This window comes from Pseudoflavonifractor sp. SW1122 (genome assembly GCF_012027765.1).
GTDB classification, from domain to species: domain Bacteria; phylum Bacillota; class Clostridia; order Oscillospirales; family Oscillospiraceae; genus Enterenecus; species Enterenecus faecium.
The window spans coordinates 23,642-43,864 of sequence record NZ_SJOS01000017.1; the positions used below are offsets into that span (position 1 = coordinate 23,642).

The window sequence follows — 20,223 nt, forward strand, 5'->3', positions numbered from 1 at the left end:
GCTAGGGGGAATTAGGCGTTCTTCTTGCGGAAGATAGCCAGCACAGCCAGACCGGCCGCGCACACCACAGCGGTGAACAGGTAGGCAGCCACATTCATGGTATCACCAGTCTGGGGCACCTTGCCGTCATCGGGCTGGGTGGTGGGAGCGGGAGTCTGAGAGGGCTGCTGGGTGGGCATCTCGCCCTCAGCAGTCAGGTTCTCCATGGCGGTGAGCAGGTTCATCACTGCGGTATCCACCTTGGCCTGATCGTCCTCGGTGAGGCTCTCGTCGGCCATCACGGCCTGAGCAGCAGCCAGAGCGGAGCGGAAGGCGCCCACGCTGGCCTCGTTGTAGCCATTGAGGTCCATGGCCTCGGCCTTGGCAATCAGCTCTTCCAGGATGGACTTGTCAGCCTTGAAGCGCTGGGCCAGGATGGCGTTGAGCAGGTCCTCAGCCACGGGCTGGATGTCCTCGTCCATGGCGTCGCCATCTTCCATGACCTTCTTGGCGGCGTCCAGAGCGTCAACCAGCATCTGCCAGTTGTCAGCCACATACTTGTCCTCGTCGGGCAGCATGCTCTCAGCCTTGGCGATGAGCTGCTCCAGCATGGTCTTGTCGCCCTGGGTGAGACCCAGACCCCAGATGCCTTCCAGCAGAGCGTCCCAAGCGGCGTTGATCTCGTCCTGAGTGGCGTTGGGGTTGTCCAGAACGGTCTTGGCGTTGTCCACAGCGGCCTCAAAGGCGGCCTTGGCGGAGTCGGTGACACCCTCGGTGGACAGGGTCAGAGCGTACTCATAGGTCTTCTGCAGCAGGTCCTTGTTGCCGGGCTGAGCCTCGCCAGCGGGCACCAGAGCGTCCACGGCGGCCTCATAGGCGGCCTTGGCCTCCAGGAACTTCACGGGGTCCACACGCTGGTCGTTGCTGGTAGCGGCCAGATCCTGAGCAACCAGCTCGTCAATGGCCTGCTTGGCAGCGGTGACAGCGGCGTAGCTCTCAGCGGTGTAGTCCTCAGCCACGATGTTCTCGTAGCCAGCCACAGCCAGCTGAGCCAGCTCACGGTTCCGGGTGGAGTACACCAGACCGGCCTGAGCCTCTTCCACAGCGGCCTTCAGCTGGTCGGCCTTCTCCTGGGACAGGTTGCCGGCGTCGGCCAGAGCAGCCTCCAGGTCCTCCATGGCGGAGGAGTAGGTCATGAAGCTAAAGGTGGTGTAGACGTTGTTGTCGTTGGTGACCTTGTTGTCCACCAGACCCTGCAGCTCGTCCACGTTGCTGGCCTTGAGCACAGCATTGTTCACGGCGCTGTTCAGGGAGCCCAGAGCGGAGTCCACCATGGACTGGGTGACGTTGTCGTTTTCATACATGGCCTGAGCCACAGCCTTGGCAGCCTCGTAGGCAGCAACGCTGTCATCGGTCCAGGTGTCGGTGGGCTGAGTGGCATCCAGAGCGGCCTTCAGCTCGTCCTTATTCACCTGACCCACAGCCTGGGTGGAGGTGACGATCTCGGCGATCTCGGGGATGGTGTCGGTCCAAGACACGGTGATGCTCTCCAGAGTCTTGCCGGTGTCCAGCTTGAACTCGTTGATGGCCTGGTTCAGAGTGCCCAGCTCCACAGCAGCGTCCTCGCCCACATACTGAGCGGTGACGGTGGCGTTGGAGATGGCGCCCAGCTGCACCAGACGGATGGAGGTCAGGCCGGTGGGCTCAGAGATGCGGTAGGTGAAGGAGCTGTTGGTAGCGCTGGACTTGTAGGTGGTGGTGTAATCACCGTCCAGAGCGTTGGAGGGGATCATGCCCTTCTGCTCCACGTCAGCGCTGACGATGTCACGGTTGCTCTCGGGGGAGATGTACTCGCCGCCGTTGATCTGAATCTCGCTGAAGCCCAGCCATCTGTGGCTGTAGGTGCTCAGAGGAGTGACACGGATGTAGCGGCCATCCACGTCCAGACCGGTGGCCTCGGCGTACATGTAGCCGGGGTTCTTGCTGTCGTGATACAGGGTCTTGTCCTGCATGTCCTTGGCCACGGAGTTGTCCCACACGTTCTCGAAGTCGCCGTCGCCGATGACCAGGACCTCGGTCCAGTCCTCGCCGTTGGCGGAAACCTCAAACTTCACGTGACGGGGGTAGTTGAGCTGAGTCTCCACGATGTAGTAGCGCAGAGAGGAGAAGTGGATGGTCTGGCCCAGATCGAAGGTGATGGTCTTGCCAACGTCCTGGGTACCAGTGATCATGCCCAGAGTGGACAGGTCGCCGTCGAACACGTTCTTCACGGTACCGTTGTTTCTCATATCGGAGGAAGTGTCCTGAATGGCGAAGTTACTCTCCACGGTCTTCTCGCCCACGAACTCGTAGGAAACCACGAACTCGGTGAGGTTGAGCACCACGCCGTCAGCAGAGGAGACAGCGCGCACATAGCGGGCGTCGGTGGCGGACTTGGCGGTGTAAGCGGTCCAGGTCACACCGTTCATGGAGGTCTCCAGAGTCACGCCCTGGGGCAGCTCGGAGGTGGTCACGCCGGTGACAGCCTTGATGTTGCCCAGGTCCACACCCACGTAATCGCCGGTGTTCAGGGTGGCGGTGCCGCTGGTGAGGTTCACCTGGCCCTCGGAGGCGTTGGAGAGGATGTTGGTCTCCACATTGGTGTACAGGTTCTCGGTGGAACCGGTCTGCTTGATCACCTCAGTGACGGTGAACTCACTGAACTGGCCCCAAGAGCCCTGCTGCACCAGGTTGCGGATGCGGATGTACTGAGCCTGAACGCCGTCCAGGTCGATGTCCAGCACGTCGGTGCCGCTGGCCTTGCCCTCGTAGCGCTCATAGCCAGGCACAGCGGTCCACTCCTGGCCGTCCACGGAGGTCTCGATGGTGTACACCTTCAGCTTGTCGGAGCTGTCGCCGTTGCCCACCACAATGTGAGCGCTGTCCAGCTTGGCAACCTTGCCCAGGTTGTAACCCAGGAAGTCGTCCACCATGAAGTCATCGCCAGTGGTGTTGCCGGACCCATCGGGATCGTACCACACATAGGTGCCGTCGTTGCCGTCGTACAGGTTGGCCTCGTTGCCCTGATAGACAGTCCAGCGCTCGGTGCGCATGATGTTGTACTCAATGGGCTTGCTGGAGGTGTCGGCGGAGAATTCCACGTTGAACTCGCCCACACGCCACCAAATCTTCTTGAAGGCATCGTTCTGCACACGCACAGCGGTGGTGGTGATGTCCTCATCAGAGAAATCGAAGGTCTGGACCTTGTCGCCGTTGACCTCAGCGATGGTCTGCCACTGGCCCTGGTCATCCAGGTACTGGATGGAGCCGTCGGTGATCACGTCGCCGGCAGCGGAGCCGCCCTGAGCGAAGGTGACGCTGGTCAGCTTCATGGGCTCAGTGAGGGTGTACTGGATGTAGGAGCCGGCGGGCAGGCCGTCCTTGTCGGTGCCGCTGGCCACAGACAGCCACACCTCGCTGGCGCTGGCGCCGCCGTTGGCACCATCGTTGAGCACGTCCCAAGCGGTGCCGTTCATCCGATCCCGGTTGGTGGAATAGGTACCCTCAGTGACCTCAGGCTCGCTGTCCTGAGCGTTGATCTGGAACTCTCTGAGATCCAACCAGCAAGCACCGCTGTTGGCCTGAGTGGTGATCAGGCGCACGCCCATAGCCTGGAAATCCTGGGGCAGTGCATCCTCATCCAGGGAGATTTCGAAGGGCTGATTTCTCGGCACATCGAATTGATTCTCTCCCTCACGCAGCTCAATATCAACCCACTCTTTTCCATCGGTGGTATACTGGAGTTTGGAATGCTCAAAGTGATCGGCCTGACCCTGCATGGTAATGCGGATGTTGTTCACATCGATGACCTTGTTATACAGCAGTCCCACATACTCGCCCTCAGCAATGGCATTGGGAGTTTTAAACGTCATGCCGGTACTGTCGCTTCCATCAAAGATATTAGCAACGTCACCAGTGGGGGTGTCGGTACGGTTGGTGATGAAGTTGGCAATCACCTTGCTGGGATCCATGGCGGTCTCCGCAGACTGAGAGACATAGTTGGCCAGGGTCTTGATGAAGGGCACGATGTGCTGCACGCCCACCTCGGCGTACTCATTGTGGTCCAGATACCAGAAGGGGTGGTTCTTGGAGCTGTCAAAAGCGGTCTTACCCTCGGAGTTATACTTGAGGATGTTGCTGGTGTCGCCCGCCAGCACAGCCTTCACACCGTTGAGGTAGGCGATGGCAGCAGCGGTGGTATCGTCCCAGCAGTTGAGCCAGTAGACGATCTGGTCCTTCACATCGGTGTTGCCAGCCTTGGCCCGGTAGGTCTGAGCAGCCTGCTGGAGCTTGACAAACTCAGCCATCACGGTGTTCACATCGTCCACAGTGACGGTACCGGCAGCCAGCTTCTCCTTGAAGGAGTTGAGAATGGGCTTGAGTTCCACAGACTCCTGCAGCACGCGCACACGGCTGTCCATGTTCTGGTTGATCATGTGCTTGGACAGCTCCCGCAGAGCATTGGAGGCGTCATTGGGAATGACAGTGTTGTGGTCCACGCAGGCGAAGGAAGCGTCCCAAGCCTTGTCAGCCTCCTCCTGAGTCTCCCAGATGTTCCAGGAATAGCAGGCATTGCCGAAAATGGCCACCTTACTGGGCTCAGACTGCTGCATGGGGTTGAGTACGATGCCCTGGATGTTATCCGGGTCGACACCGATCTGGAGGAAGTCAGAGTAACCACCCATGATCAGGTGCTTCTTGGAGTTGTCAGTGCAGGGCCAGTTGATCCACATGTAGGGACCACGGCCAACGCCATCCTTGAAGCCCTGGGTAAAGCTGGGAGAAACCTCACCCCACACCTTACCGCCGGTGACAACCAGAGGCACGGTCTCGGGCATGTTCTGGCCCAGATATTTCAGCTGAGCGCTGTTACCATTACCCATGTAGTCGTTGGGACAGAAGGGAATGACCACCTTCAGGCCCTCGTACTTCTCCTGCATCTCCTCAGAAGAAACCCAGTCAGTCAAATCCTTCATCAGACGGGTGTAAACGTCCCAACCAGCCTCATTGTTGCCGCCGGGAACACCAGCGTCATCGGCCAGAACGGCAATCTGACGCACACCATACTCCACGGTCTGCTCAAATTTCTTCTTCAGGACTTCCAGAGAGTCATCATAGTTGCTGGCATTGATGCCGTTGTACATAAAGGGGTGCAGAGCAAACACAAACTGGCACTTAGAGGCATTGCCTGCATCTGCCAAGGGCTTGATCTTGTCGTTCAGCTCTTCCTCGGTGTACAGCTCACGCCACTTGGCGTTGTGCTTGGGGTCATCCTTGGGAGCGTAGAAGTAAGAGTTGAGCTTGTAATAGCCTGCCCAAGTCATCAGGTTGGCACGGTCGTCCGTACTCCAGGGGTTGCCGTAGTAACCCTCGATGAAGCCACGGCTGGCCACATCGGCCCAGTCCTCCACGTGGAACTCCTGGATGGTGTAGCTGTCCATCTGGGTGAACACGTGGTACAGGCTGGTCAGGCCGTAGAACGCAGCGTCGGTGTCACGGCCCAGCACGGTGATCACGCCGTTCTGGTTGTCCAGGACATAGGAATCCATCTCGTCAAACAGCCCATCGGTGGTTACCTCCAGGTTCTCCTTGGCGTAGCTGTCCACGTAGCCGCCGGAGCCGTTGATACCCACCAGAATGTTGGTCTTACCGTTGACCATCTCGTCCGAGGTGGTGTAGGTGATGTCCCCCTTCAGGTCCAGCACCTCGTCCAGGCGGTCCTTGGTGTACTGGTCGATGCCGTCCTCGAACACCACGTTGACTTCATTTTTAACAATGTAGTCTCCACCTGTATAGGTCATCACATGGGGATTGGGGTAAATCTCATACCCGGTACTCCCCGTGTCCTCGGCCTGGGCCTGGAAGGGGGTCATTGCCACACAACCCGCGCCCATGACCGCGGCCAAGGCGGCCGCAGTGAGTCTGCGTCCCATATGGGCCTGACTCGCTTGTCTTGTTTGCCGTCTCATTTCGCTTCCTCCTTATCTTATTTTGGATGCTGGAGCTTCCCACAAAAAACAAAAAAAGCCAGACCGCCAGGAGCAACTACTACATGGTCTTCATAGTCTTCTGGTCAATCCGGTTTTGCCCTTGCGGTAACAATCCATTCTATCCAATTATGAGTGAATCTTACCATATTAAGTTAGACAAAGTAAACAGTGTGTTTCGAAATTTTTAAATTTTTTACAGTTCTCTTTTCTTTCCCAATTTAACTCGCAGAAGTAGTGGGTGAAATTTCATATTTTTGCGGAAATTCGTGTATTTATTCAGTAAAAAATAAATTCCATTTGGTTCCATATTAAAAACTTTTGTGTCTCGTTCGTCATTTTGCACAATATAAATAAAAATTGCCGTGGGGAAGCACATGTCTTTCCCACGGCGGCAGGGCAATTTTCTCACCGGAGCAGCTGATAGATGCACCCGTATATCACACTGGCAAACACCCCATAGGCCAGCACGGGCCCGGCCACGGTGAACAGCTTGGCCCCGGTTCCGGTGATGCGCCCCTCACTTTGAAACTCCAGGGCCGGGGACACCATGGCGTTGGAAAATCCGGTGATGGGCACCAGGGTTCCGGCCCCCGCTTTCCGGGCGATGTCGTCAAACACGCCCAGACCTGTGAGCAGGGCGGCCACGAACACCAGGGTCAGAGACACCAGTGGCAGGGCGTTCTCCCCCGCTCCCCACCTCTCATATAAGGTACTCAGCCCCTGGCCCAACGCACAGATGCCGCCCCCCACGCAAAAGGCCCACACCAGATTTTTGGCGGTGGGGGAGGATTTGGCCATGGCCATCACATACTTTTGATATTCCTCATTGCTCATGTTCATGGGTTCTCACCTCACAGAGAGTATACCCATTTTTTATGAATTCATCATAGCAGTGGGGCAGAAAGCGGCATTCGGCGCTCCCTGCCCCATGGATTTCTCAGGATTCTTTTGATTCTTTGTTCTCTTTCTGAGCCTCTCGGTTGCGGCGCACCCGCTCCAGCATCCCACCCAGGGAGGCATTTTCCTGTAGTTCCAACAGCTGCCCAATGAGCTGATTGGATAAGAGGAACCCCTCTGGGGTAAACTGCCATCGGCGTCCACGTCGGCGGGCCCAGCCGCGCTGCTCAAACTCCGCCAGCTTGGCGGCGATGGGCTCGAAGTTCATCATATACTCCCGCCGGTACTCCCACTCCTCAATGCCGTGGACGGTGCGCATGCGGAGCATCAGGTATTCGCTGCCCCGCTCGCGCCGGGTGATCTGCTCCGACTCATCCACCACCGCGTCCCCCTGGAGCATGTGGTCAATGTACTGGTCCAGATCGGAGAGGAAGGAATACCGCCGCCCGCCGAAATCCGAGTGGGCCGCAGCGCCCAACCCCATATAGGGGTGTCCCATCCAGTATTTCATATTGTGCCGGGACTGATAGCCCCGCTTGGCAAAGTTGGAGATCTCATACTGTTCGTACCCGGCCTCGGCCAGGCGCTTCACCGTCCACAGGTACAGGGCCGCCTGTTGATCCTCGTCGGGCAGCTGCTCGCCTCGAGCCACACGCTGGGCCAGAGGAGTCCCCTCCTCCACCGTCAATCCGTAGCAAGACAGGTGCTCCGGGTTGAGAATCAGCGCCTTTTCCACCGTCTTGTGCCAGCTCTCCTCGGTCTGCCCCGGCAGGCCGTAGATCAAATCCAGGTTCAGGTTCGTGATTTTGGCCCGGCGCACCGCCGTCACCGCGTCCACCACCTGGCGATAGGTGTGGGGACGGTGCACGGCCTGCAGCTCCTGGTCACAGCCGGACTGCATCCCCATGGAAATGCGGTTCACGCCCGCTCGGCGCAGGTGGCGCAGCATCTTCTCATCCACGCTGTCCGGGTTGGCCTCGATGGTGATTTCCACATCCTTGGACAGGGTGAAGCGGCGTTTGATGGTGTGCAGCAGCTCCACCAAGCGCTTTTCTCCGTACCAGGTGGGGGTGCCCCCTCCGATGTAGATGCTGTTGACGGAAAAACTGCGGGCCGCCTCCGCACTCTCCACAATGTGGCGCAGGAGCGCTTTTTGGTAGTCGTCCATCCGGTCTTCCCGCCCTGCCAGCGAGTAAAAATCACAGTAATCACACTTGCTGCGGCAAAATGGAATGTGTAAATACAGTCCCAGGCACTCTCCCATACGCTCTCCTCCTGCGGGTGTTCATCTAATTTTATGATTATAGCACACACCAGGTATAGATTCAATGTCACTTCTTTCAATCTAGTTTTTATTATTATATTTAGTCATATTGACCTTGATATCACAAAGCGAATATGTTATAATGAGCTCTCAGAAAGGATGGTGTCACTATGGAAGACGCACTCACACCTGACCCCTTTGACGCCCTGCCCCGTCCCCGGAGACGTCCCCAGGAGCATGGCCGCACGCCCTTCGACGGACTGCGCCCCTGGTCGGCCATCACCCACGGAATTGGTGCGGCGCTGGCCATCCTGGGCACGGTTCTGCTGCTGGTAAAGGCAGTGATCACCGGTGCTGACGCCTGGAAATTGGTCTCGTTCTCCATTTATGGAGCGTCCATGATCGGACTATATACCGCCTCCACCCTCTACCACTCGGTGCACACCACCGCCGCCAAGCGCATTGCGCTGCGGAAGTACGACCACGCCTCCATCTACTTCCTCATTGCGGGCACCTACACCCCGGTGTGTCTCACCGCCCTGCGGGGGCCCTGGGGCTGGTCCATGTTCGGCATCATCTGGGTTCTGGCCATTGCTGGGCTGGTGATGACCTTGGCCTGGATCAACTGCCCCCGTTGGCTCACCTCCACCATCTACATTGCCATGGGCTGGCTGGCATTGGTGGCCATCTATCCCCTCTACCTCACCTTGGGAATGTCCGGCGTGCTGTGGCTGCTGTCCGGCGGCATCCTCTACACCATCGGCGGCGTGCTCTACGCCCTGAAGTGGCCCGCCCGGGACAATCCCCGGTTTGGCTGTCACGAGATTTTCCACGTATTCATTGTGCTGGGCTCCGTGGCCCACTTTATGATGATCTATCACGTGTTGCTCCCCCTCTAAGATGCAAGAAACTGGTCTTTCCCTCAAGAAAGACCAGTTTCTTGTTTGCGTGTCGAAGCAATTCGACACACTTCTCAAAAATGCCAGCATTTTTTCGAGGGGATGCAGCCCGCTGCATGCATAATCGGGTCAAAGGACGACCCGATTCCACACTGGCGGGCTGAGAAGTGTTTTTTCCGATGCGCATGTCCCCGAAAAAAACGGATTTCGATTTATTTTCCCGCCCCCGGGCGGGAAAACTCTGCCGAGGGCTTTTAGACCATGCAAGATGATTGTTCCTTCTTGCGTTGCTATGTGGGTTCTTGGCTTTATTCGTGTTCGGCCAGCTGTTCCATAATCCAAACGGCGCTGCCTCCCCGGACCTCGCCGTCCCGCAGGTCCTGGAAGCCCATGGCCAGCCAAAAGTCGTGGCCCTTGGTGTTGCCTTTCAGGCAGCCCAGGCGGATGCTGTCCATTCCGGCGTCGGCAGCTGCTCCGGGCAGAGCCTGGGCCACAGCCCGTCCCACGCCCTGGCGGTGCAGGCTGGCGTCCACCATAAAGAAGCCCACCCACAGGGTGCGCTCCCGGGGATAGCCCTCCACCAGGTCCAGAATTCCCACCAGCTTGCCCTCCTGCCACAGGCCCAAATCATGCTTTTGCTCCTGGATGCACCGGGGCGGCAGGGTGGCCATATCCTCCCGGATGCTGTGGATGGTGGGCTGGCCCTGGTTCTGAATCTCATAATAGGCGGCGTTCCCCTCCATCAGGGCCAGAACGGCGGGCAGGTCTTCCTCCTCCCACCGGCGAATCTCAAACTGAGGCAGGCGCTGGCTCAGGGCATCCACCACCGGCATATCAGGCAGGGCTACCTTGGTGCCCACACAGCGGTTGATGGGGGTGCCCAGGTTGTGGAACTTCTCCTCGTAGTCGGTCATGACACCGCAAATGCCGTGCTCGTGGAGGTTGCGGGTGACCTGAGACAGCTCAAACCCGGCCTTGGGGAACTGGAACAGGGACCACTCAAACAGGTCCCGGTTGTCCGACTTGAAGTGGATCTCGCCCCCGTCCCGCAGCACCTGGCGATACCCACGCAGGAAATTCTCGTGGGTGAGACGGCGGCGGGAGTGCTTCACGGAGGGCCAGGGGTCACAGAAGTTGATGTACAGCAGGTCCACCTCGTCGGGGGCGAAGTAATCGCTGAGGCAGGCGGCATCGCCGTCAATAAAAAAGACGTTGTGCAGCCCCTTCTCCCGGCACCGCTCCATGGCGATGACCATGGCGTCGGGCACCCGCTCCACCGCCACATACAGGTCCTGGGGGTTGGCCGCCGCTGTCTCGGCGGTGAATCGTCCCTTGCCGCAGCCCAGCTCCAGACGTACCCCCTGGGCCTGGGGCATCAGCTCCCGCCACTTGCCCCGCTGGGCGGCGGGATTTTTAATCCACAAATCGGCACAGTTCTCCATGCGCCGGTCCAAGTTCTTCTTTTTCCGCATTCTCATTGGCTTCACCTCGTAGCATTCAAAGAAAGTCGAGAAAATCATATCATAAACTCTTGCCAAGGGCAAGGAAATCCGCTATAATATAAGCCCGTAAGCTGAAATATCCGGGTGTAGCGCAGTTGGTAGCGCGCCTGCTTTGGGAGCAGGATGTCGGGAGTTCGAGTCTCTCCACTCGGACCATTTGGTCAGAAAAACCGCCTATCGAGGCGGTTTTTCTGCGTTTTTAAATAATTTTTGCATTTTCGCGATAGCTGCTTATGGGTGCTTCAAGGGACAAGAAAGCGACGGGCGCATGAGCGATGATAGCCGCCGAAACTGCCAAATCCCTAACCAATCCCTAACGGCAAAGGAGAGCGATGATTTACCTGGTGGCATAGGACTTACTGTTATTCGTCCGTCCCAGGATATAAGGCGACTCCCTGGAAGACAACGAATGCTTTCATCGGATTGAAGAAATTGTCCGTGTGTTTGAGGAGCTTGGTTCCGGCTGCGGCAACCGGCATGATTTTGCCTGACTCCACAGACGAGCAACCTCCCTGTCTGTTTCTTTATCAAAGCTGCTGTGCCCGATGGTAAAGTTAGGTGAAGTCAGAGCAACAGATAGTTGCTTTGCTTTTTGTTTCCATCGTGGTACAATTCCGGTAAGGTGGTGATCGATATGCAACCAAAAGAAATTCTTCTGGAACTGCGCACCAAGCATGGGCTCTCACAGGAACAGTTGGCTGAAAAGGTGCATGTAACTCGGCAGGCGGTATCCCGCTGGGAGACGGGCGAAACGGTGCCCAATACGGAGACTTTGAAGCTACTTTCCAAACTGTTTGATGTTTCCATCAATACCCTGCTGGGCTCGCCCCGGCAGCTGATCTGTCAGTGCTGTGGCATGCCCTTGGAGGATGCCAATATCAGCAGAGAGACAGATGGCTCTTTTAACGAAGAGTACTGCAAGTGGTGCTACGCTGACGAAAAATTCGTTTATACAAGTCTTGAGGAATTGCTGTGTTTCCTGGAGAATCATATGTCCAATGAAACCTGGCCTCCCGAACAGGTCAGAGCCTACTTCGAAACTCAGCTTTCAAAACTAAACCACTGGAAATAGGACAAAGCATCAATACCTCCCTCTGAAACTTGAGATTTTCAGGAGGAGGTATTTTTATGTGTGACGGGTGCAGTTGAGTTCCTTTTCAGCAGCCGACATGATTTTGGCCGGGCCTATTGTTTGACAGAAAAAATGGAGCGATACGCCGGAAAACATATCGCCCCATTTTGAATCGCTGCTCTTACGGTATCCGCCCACGGTGCTGCCGCTCCATCTGCTCTGGTTCTCGCAAAACCAGCGGTCGCACCACTGGCCTACGGTATAGCTGTTTCCTTTCTGCATATCGTCGCCTCCTTTTGGCAACCGAACAATACCACAGAAAGAGGGAAATAGCTACTGCTTTCTTCAGTCTATTTCAGCACAGTAGTGAGACCAGCTACAATCCGCATAGCATTACAACAACGTCACTCTTCTGCCAATTTTGACTTTACAATTTCCAAACTTTTTTTCTTCGTCTCATTTATCGCAAATCCCTTTACAACCTCTTGCATCGTTTCGGAACTCCAGTAAATCTTCAAATTTGTCTTAGCTCGAGTAATTGCCGTATAGAAGACACCATGAGTTATTTTTTCGGCATTATTGCTTGGAATAATCACCTTAACCGAGTCGTATTCCAAACCTTGCGCTTTGTGAATCGAAACAGCGTAGGCAAGTTGGAACGGGACAACAGATTTGAGCCGTAAGTCTTCATTCTCTTCCTTTAGCCTCTCGTCGTATTCATATACCTCAAAACGAATCCGCGTGCCATTTTCTACAGTCTCTACAAACTCAATGCCATCTCTCCTACATGCTACTTCAGTTAATGGAATATCAACATCAACAGTAAATGAAATAGAGTTTGAAGACCTTTCGATATTAACGATGCGTCCTTTCAAATTGTTGTATAGAAGATCAAATCTTTTTGAGTCATTAAAGAGAATGGGATCGCCGATTTTGTAAGTCCATTCGGCCCAAGAAACAGCCTCGCTTTTGGTATTTGCAGCTTGAAAATAATTGTTCATATTATTCAGCCCAAACTTTCCATCGTAATTCAGGCAAAGAATGACCTCATCCTCATATTCTCTTTTAAAGACATTGGGGCCAATATCTTCGGAATATGGTCCATTGATAACCAGTTTTTCGGTTATCATATCTGATCTGGTTCGAACTTCATTCCATAGACTAATAAGAGCTTGATCCTGAGTTCTCCAAGTACTCAGCAGTTCAACATTGGATCCCTGAGTTTTGATAATATCTTTTGCATAGAAAAACCAGTTTCCAAACTCAATAGATTCAATCTGATGAATATCTCCAGCCAACACCAGAAAACTATCAGGGCTCATCCTGTTCAAAAATCTCTCCATGGTTCGGTTGTCAATAGTACTACATTCATCCATGAATATGATATCGTAGTCTGGAAGATTTACTTGTTTGGTGAAACTGTCTATACTGATAAAATCAGAATCTGTTCCTGGATTATCAATACGCCTCTTCAAATTTTGAAGTGCTGTGTGCGTTTTAGTTAAGAAAAGTTTACGTTGATTTGACATCAAGTTTGAAATGTAATTAATCAACGTTGTCTTTCCTGTCCCTGCCGCTCCATAAATCAGGAGAAGCCGAGAATTCACAAACACATTTTGGATGGCCTGCTTCTTTAAATCGTCAGCAAAATCCAAGGGACTTTCTTGGAGAAATTTTTGGTTATACTCTCGCTGTCCTTTATTTCCGTTGTTGGAGAATTCCAGCAGCCTCCTCAATATGAACAAGGTTGTTCGTTCGTAAGATTGGATGCATGCAAAGCCATCAGAAAGAATAATTTGATATCCTTGGCTCCGTTCCCACGAGTCTAACTGATCATTATATTTTTGTATCTCTGCTACACTGGATTCGGAAGTGGTTTCAAAATAAATTTCTCCAGTTTGCTTGATCGCGTTTCTAATCGATAAATATGGGCGAACCACATCAATCTTTTCGATACCGGCAACACTAATAAGTTTTTTGACTTGGCTGCCCACACTTGTTTTACTTCCTGTCAAATTGGAAATAAACGGATTTCTTTCAAAGGGATAGCAACTGCTTGGGAGGTACAGTTTAGCAGAAAGCATTTTACGGGTGAATTGCGTCGGCATTACGCTCTCCAAAGTTTCTTCCCGAAGATTCAAAAGCAAATATCTTACAACATTGCGGCCAAACTCATTTGAAGCTTTAGAATAGTGCTCCCTGAGAGTGAGGAGAACCTCCTTGTACACTGATGTGTTTGTGGTTCTATAAATAGAGTCGATAACCCTCGAAAATTCAACTTCCTGAAAATCAATCAAATCAAGGAAGCTAAGACCTGTTCGAGTAAGAAAGCGCATTAATTCCTCGTACTCTCCATACTGAGAAGATATGCGAGTTGGAATCTTTAGCACTTTCCCCAGCTTATTCAGACACACGGGATCTATGGACACACGCCAATTCGTAATAACTTTAATTGAAGAGTCAATTCCCCACAAATTCATTGGGGCGTCTACATAGCCGACCTGAACAGAGTAGCTTGTGGAGATATTTTCTTTTGAGTATGCTGTGATTCGATTATATTTCGAAGCGTATGCACCAGCCAACTGAAGTGTGATTTCATAATAACGCTCTCGCCCAATAAAAAATGGGATCTTTTTCTGGACATAATACCTTGATGTACGCAGAGCACACCGGGTAGAGCCAACCGTGTTTACCGCTATTGCTACCATCTCATAATATTGCTGGTCAATTTGGTCAATATGGAGTGGAAATTTTTCCAGGTTGCCTAAAATGTTTATTCCGTATTTTTCATCCAATGATTTTCTTATTTGCCACAAAAAATCATAATACTTCAGCATCAAACGTTCTGATTGACCTTCATCTGGGACGCGTTTACCAATGTACTGCAGTCCTCTGAGGAATGTACCAAGGTACTTGGTTTCAATAGTCAACATGGAACGTTCCCATGCTAACGGAAGCGTTGGGGTATCGATTCCATCAGCTATGGCGTTGAGCAGAAGAGCAGCTGTGCACAGATCATCGAGTCTTTTGAGAATTCTTCTCGACACGCCATCACGAGTATCATTGAAAATATCGAGCCTATCAATGCTTTCCATGATTTCTGTATCGCACGCTGAGATTATTTTCTCAACATCGTGGCGGGTATAGCTCTTGCTATCCAGCTGATTTAGAAATGAGTGATGATTTGTAATGTATTCCAGTTTTTCACAAAACGCAGCAACGCTTTCATCTGTATTCAGAATTTCCTCGTCAGCAGAAAAGGCGATGGTCATACTATCATTATCAAAATTAATCGAATTCAGGAAATCTACGGACATATACTTCCAAAACACTCGCTGGGTGCCACGCTGATCTGGATTAAGCACAACAAACAATATCCCAGGATCTAAGGAGACATGATCACATATATAAGCAGGAAAAGCCAAACTTTTTAGCGAATACTTAACAATACCATCTTTTTCTCTATACAAATGGGTTCCTTTAATTTGAACCATGAAGTTCTGCGTTGGGCGTCTGGACACATTTGGATTTGAAACAAACTCAAATGTACCATCATGATTTGGCCAAGTATCGTTTGCCTCAAAAGAAGTATTAATTCGCCCTCCAGGATTTAAAAATGCTCCCAGAAGTGCGATGGCAGAACGGTCCTCAACAGAACGTTCAGAATGTGTTTTAATGTGTCGTTTAACCTTTTCCCTTACCTGCTCAATCATCGCTTACTCCTCCGGGCGCATCAAATAGTCATCTTATAAACCGCATTTTGCGATTCTTATGCAATGATTATAACTCTTGGCCCATAGGCAGTCAACGAAGCGTCTATCAGCATTAAGGTACAATATGGGTTTTTGGCCCCTTCGCTTATATCCTCCAACTGTATGACCCAAAATCTAACTTTGATGCTTTTTGATTTCTTTTGGTAGCTGTCGTTGTTGAAATGGTATGCTTTTTTGTCGAACATCTGCAACGTCAGATCCGAAGTGGCACTGAATCTGCAGGATAATACGATAGAATTTCTCGTATCAAGGTGTACTCCAGCTTTATTCTTTGTTTATGCGGCGCATTTCCTGCGCCCCCCTCTGTGGTGTCCTGGCTTGCCATCGCCGCTCACCCCGGACGGAACTTCTTTTAATACACAGAATCCAATCCCACACCCATCCCAAAAGGAGAAAGTTTTGTTTGAAACACGCAGGGCAAAAGAGTGTCAAAGATAAACTGCCGGAGCAGAGGAAAGGGCCAAAGAGGGCGGTAGAGTGCCGGCTGAAGGTTCAGACACACGTTTGGGAGCAGGATGTCGGGAGTTCGAGCCTCTCCACTCGGACCATTTGGTTAGAAAAACCGCCTATTCAGGCGGTTTTTCTTTTTTTACCGAACTTTTTAATTGAAATGTTCTATTTCACATCATACGGCTTGCTGTTGTTGGTTCGTCCCAGAATATAATCGGTAGACACCTTGTAGTAGTCCGCCAATTTCAGAAGATGAATCACCGGAATCGTCTGGAACCCACGCTCGTAGCGGGAATACACCGTCTGGCTGATCCCTAAAATTTCCGCCACATCCTCCTGCCGCAGATCCCTGTCCTCCCGCAAATCTCTCAGTCGTTGAAATAACATACCGCCCACCGCCTTTAGTACTGATTGATACTATTGACGATACCGCAAATTTTCATTACAATGTTGTTTGTAGAACTAATAAGTACTAAGGTGGCGGTTGCATGGAGCTGTATCAAGAAATCCTTTGTCATGTCTTTGCAAACGAAAAAATTCAGGTTTCCTTCCCTAATCTCATCAACACAGACGTAACAAAGATTGTGGAGTTGGAATGCTATAAGGCCCTGGCTAAAATCAAAGCCATCCTGGAGGACGACGCATTGGCAGACAGCGAATGCTTTCAGCAAATCGAGGAAATTGTCTGTACCTTTGAAGATCTGGGTGCCGGTGGCGGCAGCCGGCATGATTTTGGATGACCCCACAGACGAGTCACCGCCCGCTGAATATCCTCGGAATTCAGCGGGCGGTTATCTTTGATTATAGCGTGTGAAAAACTGCTATGCCTGATACAAAAGTTCTGCGGGGAGAAAGCACAGTGCCCACAGGCGCTCCGCTTTTCATAGCCCTCTTTTCAGATACACCATGTCTACCAGCTGTACCCCGCACTCGCAGATGGGGTGGTCGTAGAGGGAATTAATCCCGCACTTTGCATTCTATCTCAAACAATCACATAGCTTCATTTTGCTACTGGGCTGTCTAAGATGCAATGCTGCTTCTATAAAACTCCAAAAAGTCCGCAAACAATTCTTCATTCAATTCAAATGCCTGCTGCTTATCCATGTTCTCCCGGATGTATTCCACTCTTGTCTCTACTGTCAGCTCATGGGTCTCAAAGTACTCCGAAAACGCCTCATTGAACCGTGCCACATACTCTCGTGCCTTATCCGAATAATACACAAAACTGTGCCCACTATTCTCAAACAGACAGAACTGGAAACGAAGATCATTGGCATATTTCTGTTCGTACAGTTCATAGCCGTATTCCGGTGACACTGTGGTATCATCTTGGCTGTGAACAACGTAAACCGCTGCATCGGAATGTTCAAATCCTTCTATGGCTGTGGTATCGGCGTATTCTCCGAATTTAATTTTTTCATACAGTCTGACATATGGAAGAAGTATGTCTATAACGCTGCCAACCATTTCTCGACCCTGTGCTTCGATTAAATCCGAAGATCGATTAAACCCAGAGCAAGAAACCACCGCCTTGATTTCCGGGCAGAAATTTAGTACATTTGCCACCGAATATCCGCCCCAGCTATGACCAAACAGGCAAATGGGATACTCCTTCAACCTGGCATCTGTTTTGACATATGCAATGGCTTGCTCCAGATCTTCCACGCCTTGGGGAATTCCCCTCACCGACTTGCCTTCGCTGTTATCATTTCCAGTTGCATCATATGCAAAGACCAAAAAACCATTGGACGTAAAATAATGAGCCACATTCATATACGAGTTTTGTCCTCCGCCACCCAGACCATGTGCCAAAACTATGATCCCCTCATATGACTGGCTGCCTTGGTGTGTATATAAGTAACCCGCCAACTGATTTCCCTCTTTAGATTGGAAAGAAACCTGCTCAACTTCCAATCCATCAAACTCTGAGATATCTCTGATATACGGTTCTTCTGTTTCGTAACGTCCAAATGTCGTTTCATACAGAACTGCTGATATAGAAAACGGAATTACCATCAACAGCAGCACAACTACGACACATATCACTCCAACAACTCTCTTTTTCCCTTTGATCTTCATTTCATATCTTCCTTTTTCTTCTTTCAATTCAGCTGGACTCAGTCTTTACAACCTCCTTTGCAGATACACCATATCCACCAACTGTACCCCGCACTCATAGATGGGGTGGTCGTAGTGGTCGGTAAAAAAGTTCTTGACGAGATGGTTCCTACGAAAGCCGCAGGATTCATAAAATGGGATGGTGGACGGGCTGTCTCCGGTGCCAACCTGCAGCACCGTATACTGCTCCTTGTAAGTTCGGACAAGGAAGTCCACCATATTCTTTCCGTATCCCCTGCCCTGAAACTCCAGCTCCACGGCAATGTTTTTCAGTTCCAGAACACCGTCTCCCTCATCGGTGACGACACATTCCGCTTTTACCCCGTTGTCCTCCAGCACATACATAGTGCCACGCTCCAGATAGCGGTCGATCATGTCCTCCTGCTCGTCGGCCAGCAGCAGCAAATCCAGGTATCTCTTTTTGTCGGTTTCCACTTTTCTGATTTTCATGGCGTGATCCATCCTCTGCCTGACGGTCTTAGTGGGACTATGATACCATACGATATGAGCCGCTGCAATTCTTTGAGAAACATGACACACAGTTGTCGTGTTCTTGTGCTATAATGCAGTCAGAATCAGGAAAGGCGGTGCACCTCATGAAAATGGAGCGTCTCATCGGCATCCTATCCATTCTGCTCCAGCGGGAAAAGGTCACCGCTCCGGAACTGGCGGAGCAGTTCGAGGTGTCCCGCCGGACCATCCAGCGTGACATTGAGTCCCTGTGCCGGGCAGGCATCCCCATCGCTACTACTCAGGGTTCTGGGGGCGGCATCTCCATCATGGAGGGCTACCGGGTGGACCGCACGGTACTCACTGCCCCGGAAATGCAGGCCATTCTGGTGGGCCTGCGGAGTTTGGACAGCGTCAGTGGCACCCGGCGTTACGCCCAGCTAATGGAAAAGCTGTCCGCCGGAACAGGTGGACTGGTCCCCGGTGGAGCACATATGCTCATTGACCTGGCTTCCTGGTACAAGTCCAGTCTGCCGCCGAAAATCGAGCGAATCCAATGGGCCATGGAGCAGCACTGCACCATCCGTTTCACCTACTTCTCTCCCAAAGAGGAATCGGTGCGCATCGTGGAGCCCTATTATCTGGTGTTTCACTGGTCCACCTGGTATGTGTGGGGCTGGTGCCAAATGCGGGAGGATTTCCGCCTGTTTAAGCTCAACCGTATGACGGAGCTTACCAGCGGTGAAGCCTTTGCTCCTCGCTGCGCCCCCCTGCCCAACCTGGAACCGGAACAGGTCTTTCCGGTAAAATACCAGGTCACCGTTCTCTTTGATCCATCCTGCCGCTGGCGGCTGGTGGAGGAATACGGGGCGGACTGTTTCATCGTGGAACCGGACGGACGGCTGCGCTTCACCGGCGGCTTTCCTGATGGGGACAGCGTACTCAGCTGGGTTTTGACCTTTGGAGACAAGGCGGAGCTGCTGGAGCCGGCAGAATTACGAGAGCAGCTACGGGAACTGACCGAAACACTGGCCCATCGTTACCGAAAGGGGGATCATCATGGCCTCTCATAAGAATTTTGTGGACTATGTGGCCGAGCAGCTACGGGAAGCCGGAGGCATCCGCAGCCGGAAGATGTTCGGGGAATACGGTCTCTACTGCGACGAGGTGTTCTTCGCCGTCATCTGTGACGACCAGCTTTTTGTCAAGGTCACCCCGGCGGGGGAAGCGGCATTTCCCCATCTGCCCAAGGCTCCACCCTATGAGGGGGCTAATGACTACATCTGGGTGGAGGATGTGGACGACCGGGACACCATGACCGCTCTTACCCACCTCACCTGTCTGGCCCTTCAGGCCCAGCCAAAGAAGAGGAGGAAATAGCCGTGGCCTTTGACTACAAGAAAGAGTACAAGGAATTTTATCTGCCCCCCAGGACACCGAGCATCGTCACGGTACCGGCCATGAAGTTCCTGGCCGTGCGTGGCCAGGGCGATCCAAATGAGAAGGACGGTGCCTACAAATAGGCCCTGGAATTACTCTATGCCGTGGCCTACACCATCAAAATGAGCAGGATGGGCAAGCACCATCTGGAGGGTTACTTCGACTATGTGGTGCCGCCCCTGGAGGGCCTATGGTGGCAAGAGGGTGTCCAGGGGGTGGACTACACCCGCAAGGCGGATTTTCGGTGGATCTCCCTGATTCGCCTACCGGAGTTTGTGACAGAAGAGGCCTTCCGCTGGGCCGTCCGGGATGCCTCGGAGAAAAAGCAACGGGACTTCTCTAAAGTGGAA

The 20,223-nt window shown here is 52.6% G+C and carries 14 protein-coding genes, 1 tRNA gene and 1 pseudogene; 7 read left to right on the forward strand and 9 right to left on the reverse strand.

Going from position 1 to position 20,223, the window contains the following annotated elements:
• Positions 1–11: 11 nt before the first annotated feature.
• The 3 genes from E0L15_RS05855 to hemW form a co-directional block, all read right to left on the reverse strand.
• Positions 12–5,987 carry a beta-N-acetylglucosaminidase domain-containing protein gene (locus E0L15_RS05855; RefSeq protein WP_168124890.1) on the reverse strand — a complete coding sequence of 1,992 codons (5,976 nt, stop codon included), beginning with the start codon at positions 5,985–5,987 and terminating at the stop codon, positions 12–14.
• Between the two features lie 426 nt (positions 5,988–6,413).
• A complete protein-coding gene (locus tag E0L15_RS05860; protein WP_168124891.1) occupies positions 6,414–6,848 on the reverse strand; it encodes a SpoVA/SpoVAEb family sporulation membrane protein in 435 nt (144 codons plus the stop codon).
• A gap of 97 nt (positions 6,849–6,945) precedes the next feature.
• Complete coding sequence (gene hemW, locus E0L15_RS05865; protein ID WP_087233315.1) at positions 6,946–8,169, reverse strand: radical SAM family heme chaperone HemW; 1,224 nt, start codon at positions 8,167–8,169, stop codon at positions 6,946–6,948.
• A 170-nt stretch (positions 8,170–8,339) separates the two neighbouring features.
• Between hemW and E0L15_RS05870 the strand changes: the two genes are divergently transcribed.
• Positions 8,340–9,068 (forward strand): hemolysin III family protein, encoded by a 729-nt coding sequence (locus E0L15_RS05870; RefSeq protein WP_087370256.1) that lies wholly within the window; start codon positions 8,340–8,342, stop codon positions 9,066–9,068.
• A 308-nt stretch (positions 9,069–9,376) separates the two neighbouring features.
• Here E0L15_RS05870 and trmB read toward each other — a convergent pair whose 3' ends face one another.
• The gene (gene trmB, locus E0L15_RS05875; protein ID WP_158096797.1) at positions 9,377–10,546 is read right to left on the reverse strand and encodes a tRNA (guanosine(46)-N7)-methyltransferase TrmB; all 1,170 of its coding nucleotides are present in this window, start codon (positions 10,544–10,546) and stop codon (positions 9,377–9,379) included.
• 104 nt (positions 10,547–10,650) lie between these two features.
• On the opposite strand from trmB, the gene E0L15_RS05880 reads away from it, so the two are divergent.
• Positions 10,651–10,726, forward strand: a tRNA-Pro gene (locus E0L15_RS05880).
• 478 nt (positions 10,727–11,204) lie between these two features.
• Positions 11,205–11,642 carry a zinc ribbon domain-containing protein gene (locus E0L15_RS05885; RefSeq protein WP_168124892.1) on the forward strand — a complete coding sequence of 146 codons (438 nt, stop codon included), beginning with the start codon at positions 11,205–11,207 and terminating at the stop codon, positions 11,640–11,642.
• A 54-nt stretch (positions 11,643–11,696) separates the two neighbouring features.
• Here E0L15_RS05885 and E0L15_RS12340 read toward each other — a convergent pair whose 3' ends face one another.
• From E0L15_RS12340 to E0L15_RS05900, 3 genes are all read right to left on the reverse strand, one after another.
• Complete coding sequence (locus E0L15_RS12340) at positions 11,697–11,924, reverse strand: hypothetical protein (RefSeq protein ID WP_243155405.1); 228 nt, start codon at positions 11,922–11,924, stop codon at positions 11,697–11,699.
• A 122-nt stretch (positions 11,925–12,046) separates the two neighbouring features.
• On the reverse strand, positions 12,047–15,355 hold the full coding sequence (locus E0L15_RS05895; RefSeq protein WP_168124893.1) for an ATP-dependent RecD-like DNA helicase: 3,309 nt from the start codon (positions 15,353–15,355) through the stop codon (positions 12,047–12,049).
• A gap of 675 nt (positions 15,356–16,030) precedes the next feature.
• Entirely contained in the window at positions 16,031–16,252 is a 222-nt protein-coding gene (locus E0L15_RS05900) for a helix-turn-helix transcriptional regulator (RefSeq protein ID WP_087242506.1), read from the reverse strand.
• A 101-nt stretch (positions 16,253–16,353) separates the two neighbouring features.
• Here E0L15_RS05900 and E0L15_RS05905 point away from each other — a divergent pair, with 101 nt between their 5' ends.
• On the forward strand, positions 16,354–16,605 hold the full coding sequence (locus E0L15_RS05905; RefSeq protein WP_168124894.1) for a hypothetical protein: 252 nt from the start codon (positions 16,354–16,356) through the stop codon (positions 16,603–16,605).
• Between the two features lie 280 nt (positions 16,606–16,885).
• Here E0L15_RS05905 and E0L15_RS05910 read toward each other — a convergent pair whose 3' ends face one another.
• Together E0L15_RS05910 and E0L15_RS05915 are read right to left on the reverse strand one after the other, a co-directional pair.
• Complete coding sequence (locus tag E0L15_RS05910) at positions 16,886–17,944, reverse strand: alpha/beta fold hydrolase (protein WP_168124895.1); 1,059 nt, start codon at positions 17,942–17,944, stop codon at positions 16,886–16,888.
• Between the two features lie 45 nt (positions 17,945–17,989).
• Positions 17,990–18,433, reverse strand: coding sequence for a GNAT family N-acetyltransferase (locus E0L15_RS05915; protein ID WP_168124896.1), 444 nt, complete (start codon positions 18,431–18,433; stop codon positions 17,990–17,992).
• Positions 18,434–18,579: 146 nt separating this feature from the next.
• Here E0L15_RS05915 and E0L15_RS05920 point away from each other — a divergent pair, with 146 nt between their 5' ends.
• The 3 genes and pseudogenes from E0L15_RS05920 to E0L15_RS05930 form a co-directional block, all read left to right on the forward strand.
• Positions 18,580–19,506, forward strand: coding sequence for a YafY family protein (locus tag E0L15_RS05920; protein ID WP_168124897.1), 927 nt, complete (start codon positions 18,580–18,582; stop codon positions 19,504–19,506).
• On the forward strand, positions 19,493–19,813 hold the full coding sequence (locus E0L15_RS05925; RefSeq protein ID WP_168124898.1) for a TfoX/Sxy family protein: 321 nt from the start codon (positions 19,493–19,495) through the stop codon (positions 19,811–19,813). Before E0L15_RS05920 ends, E0L15_RS05925 begins: the two co-directional genes overlap by 14 nt.
• Before the next feature lie 2 nt (positions 19,814–19,815).
• A pseudogene (locus E0L15_RS05930) lies at positions 19,816–20,223 on the forward strand (GyrI-like domain-containing protein); the annotation flags it as partial.

Coding starts and splice junctions, on each gene's coding strand:
- E0L15_RS05855 (WP_168124890.1), bottom strand. CDS start 5,987: ATGAGACGGCAAACAAGACAAGCGAGTCAGGCCCATATGGGACGCAGA.
- E0L15_RS05860 (WP_168124891.1), bottom strand. CDS start 6,848: ATGAACATGAGCAATGAGGAATATCAAAAGTATGTGATGGCCATGGCC.
- hemW (WP_087233315.1), bottom strand. CDS start 8,169: ATGGGAGAGTGCCTGGGACTGTATTTACACATTCCATTTTGCCGCAGC.
- E0L15_RS05870 (WP_087370256.1), top strand. CDS start 8,340: ATGGAAGACGCACTCACACCTGACCCCTTTGACGCCCTGCCCCGTCCC.
- trmB (WP_158096797.1), bottom strand. CDS start 10,546: ATGAGAATGCGGAAAAAGAAGAACTTGGACCGGCGCATGGAGAACTGT.
- E0L15_RS05885 (WP_168124892.1), top strand. CDS start 11,205: ATGCAACCAAAAGAAATTCTTCTGGAACTGCGCACCAAGCATGGGCTC.
- E0L15_RS12340 (WP_243155405.1), bottom strand. CDS start 11,924: ATGCAGAAAGGAAACAGCTATACCGTAGGCCAGTGGTGCGACCGCTGG.
- E0L15_RS05895 (WP_168124893.1), bottom strand. CDS start 15,355: ATGATTGAGCAGGTAAGGGAAAAGGTTAAACGACACATTAAAACACAT.
- E0L15_RS05900 (WP_087242506.1), bottom strand. CDS start 16,252: ATGTTATTTCAACGACTGAGAGATTTGCGGGAGGACAGGGATCTGCGG.
- E0L15_RS05905 (WP_168124894.1), top strand. CDS start 16,354: ATGGAGCTGTATCAAGAAATCCTTTGTCATGTCTTTGCAAACGAAAAA.
- E0L15_RS05910 (WP_168124895.1), bottom strand. CDS start 17,944: ATGAAGATCAAAGGGAAAAAGAGAGTTGTTGGAGTGATATGTGTCGTA.
- E0L15_RS05915 (WP_168124896.1), bottom strand. CDS start 18,433: ATGAAAATCAGAAAAGTGGAAACCGACAAAAAGAGATACCTGGATTTG.
- E0L15_RS05920 (WP_168124897.1), top strand. CDS start 18,580: ATGAAAATGGAGCGTCTCATCGGCATCCTATCCATTCTGCTCCAGCGG.
- E0L15_RS05925 (WP_168124898.1), top strand. CDS start 19,493: ATGGCCTCTCATAAGAATTTTGTGGACTATGTGGCCGAGCAGCTACGG.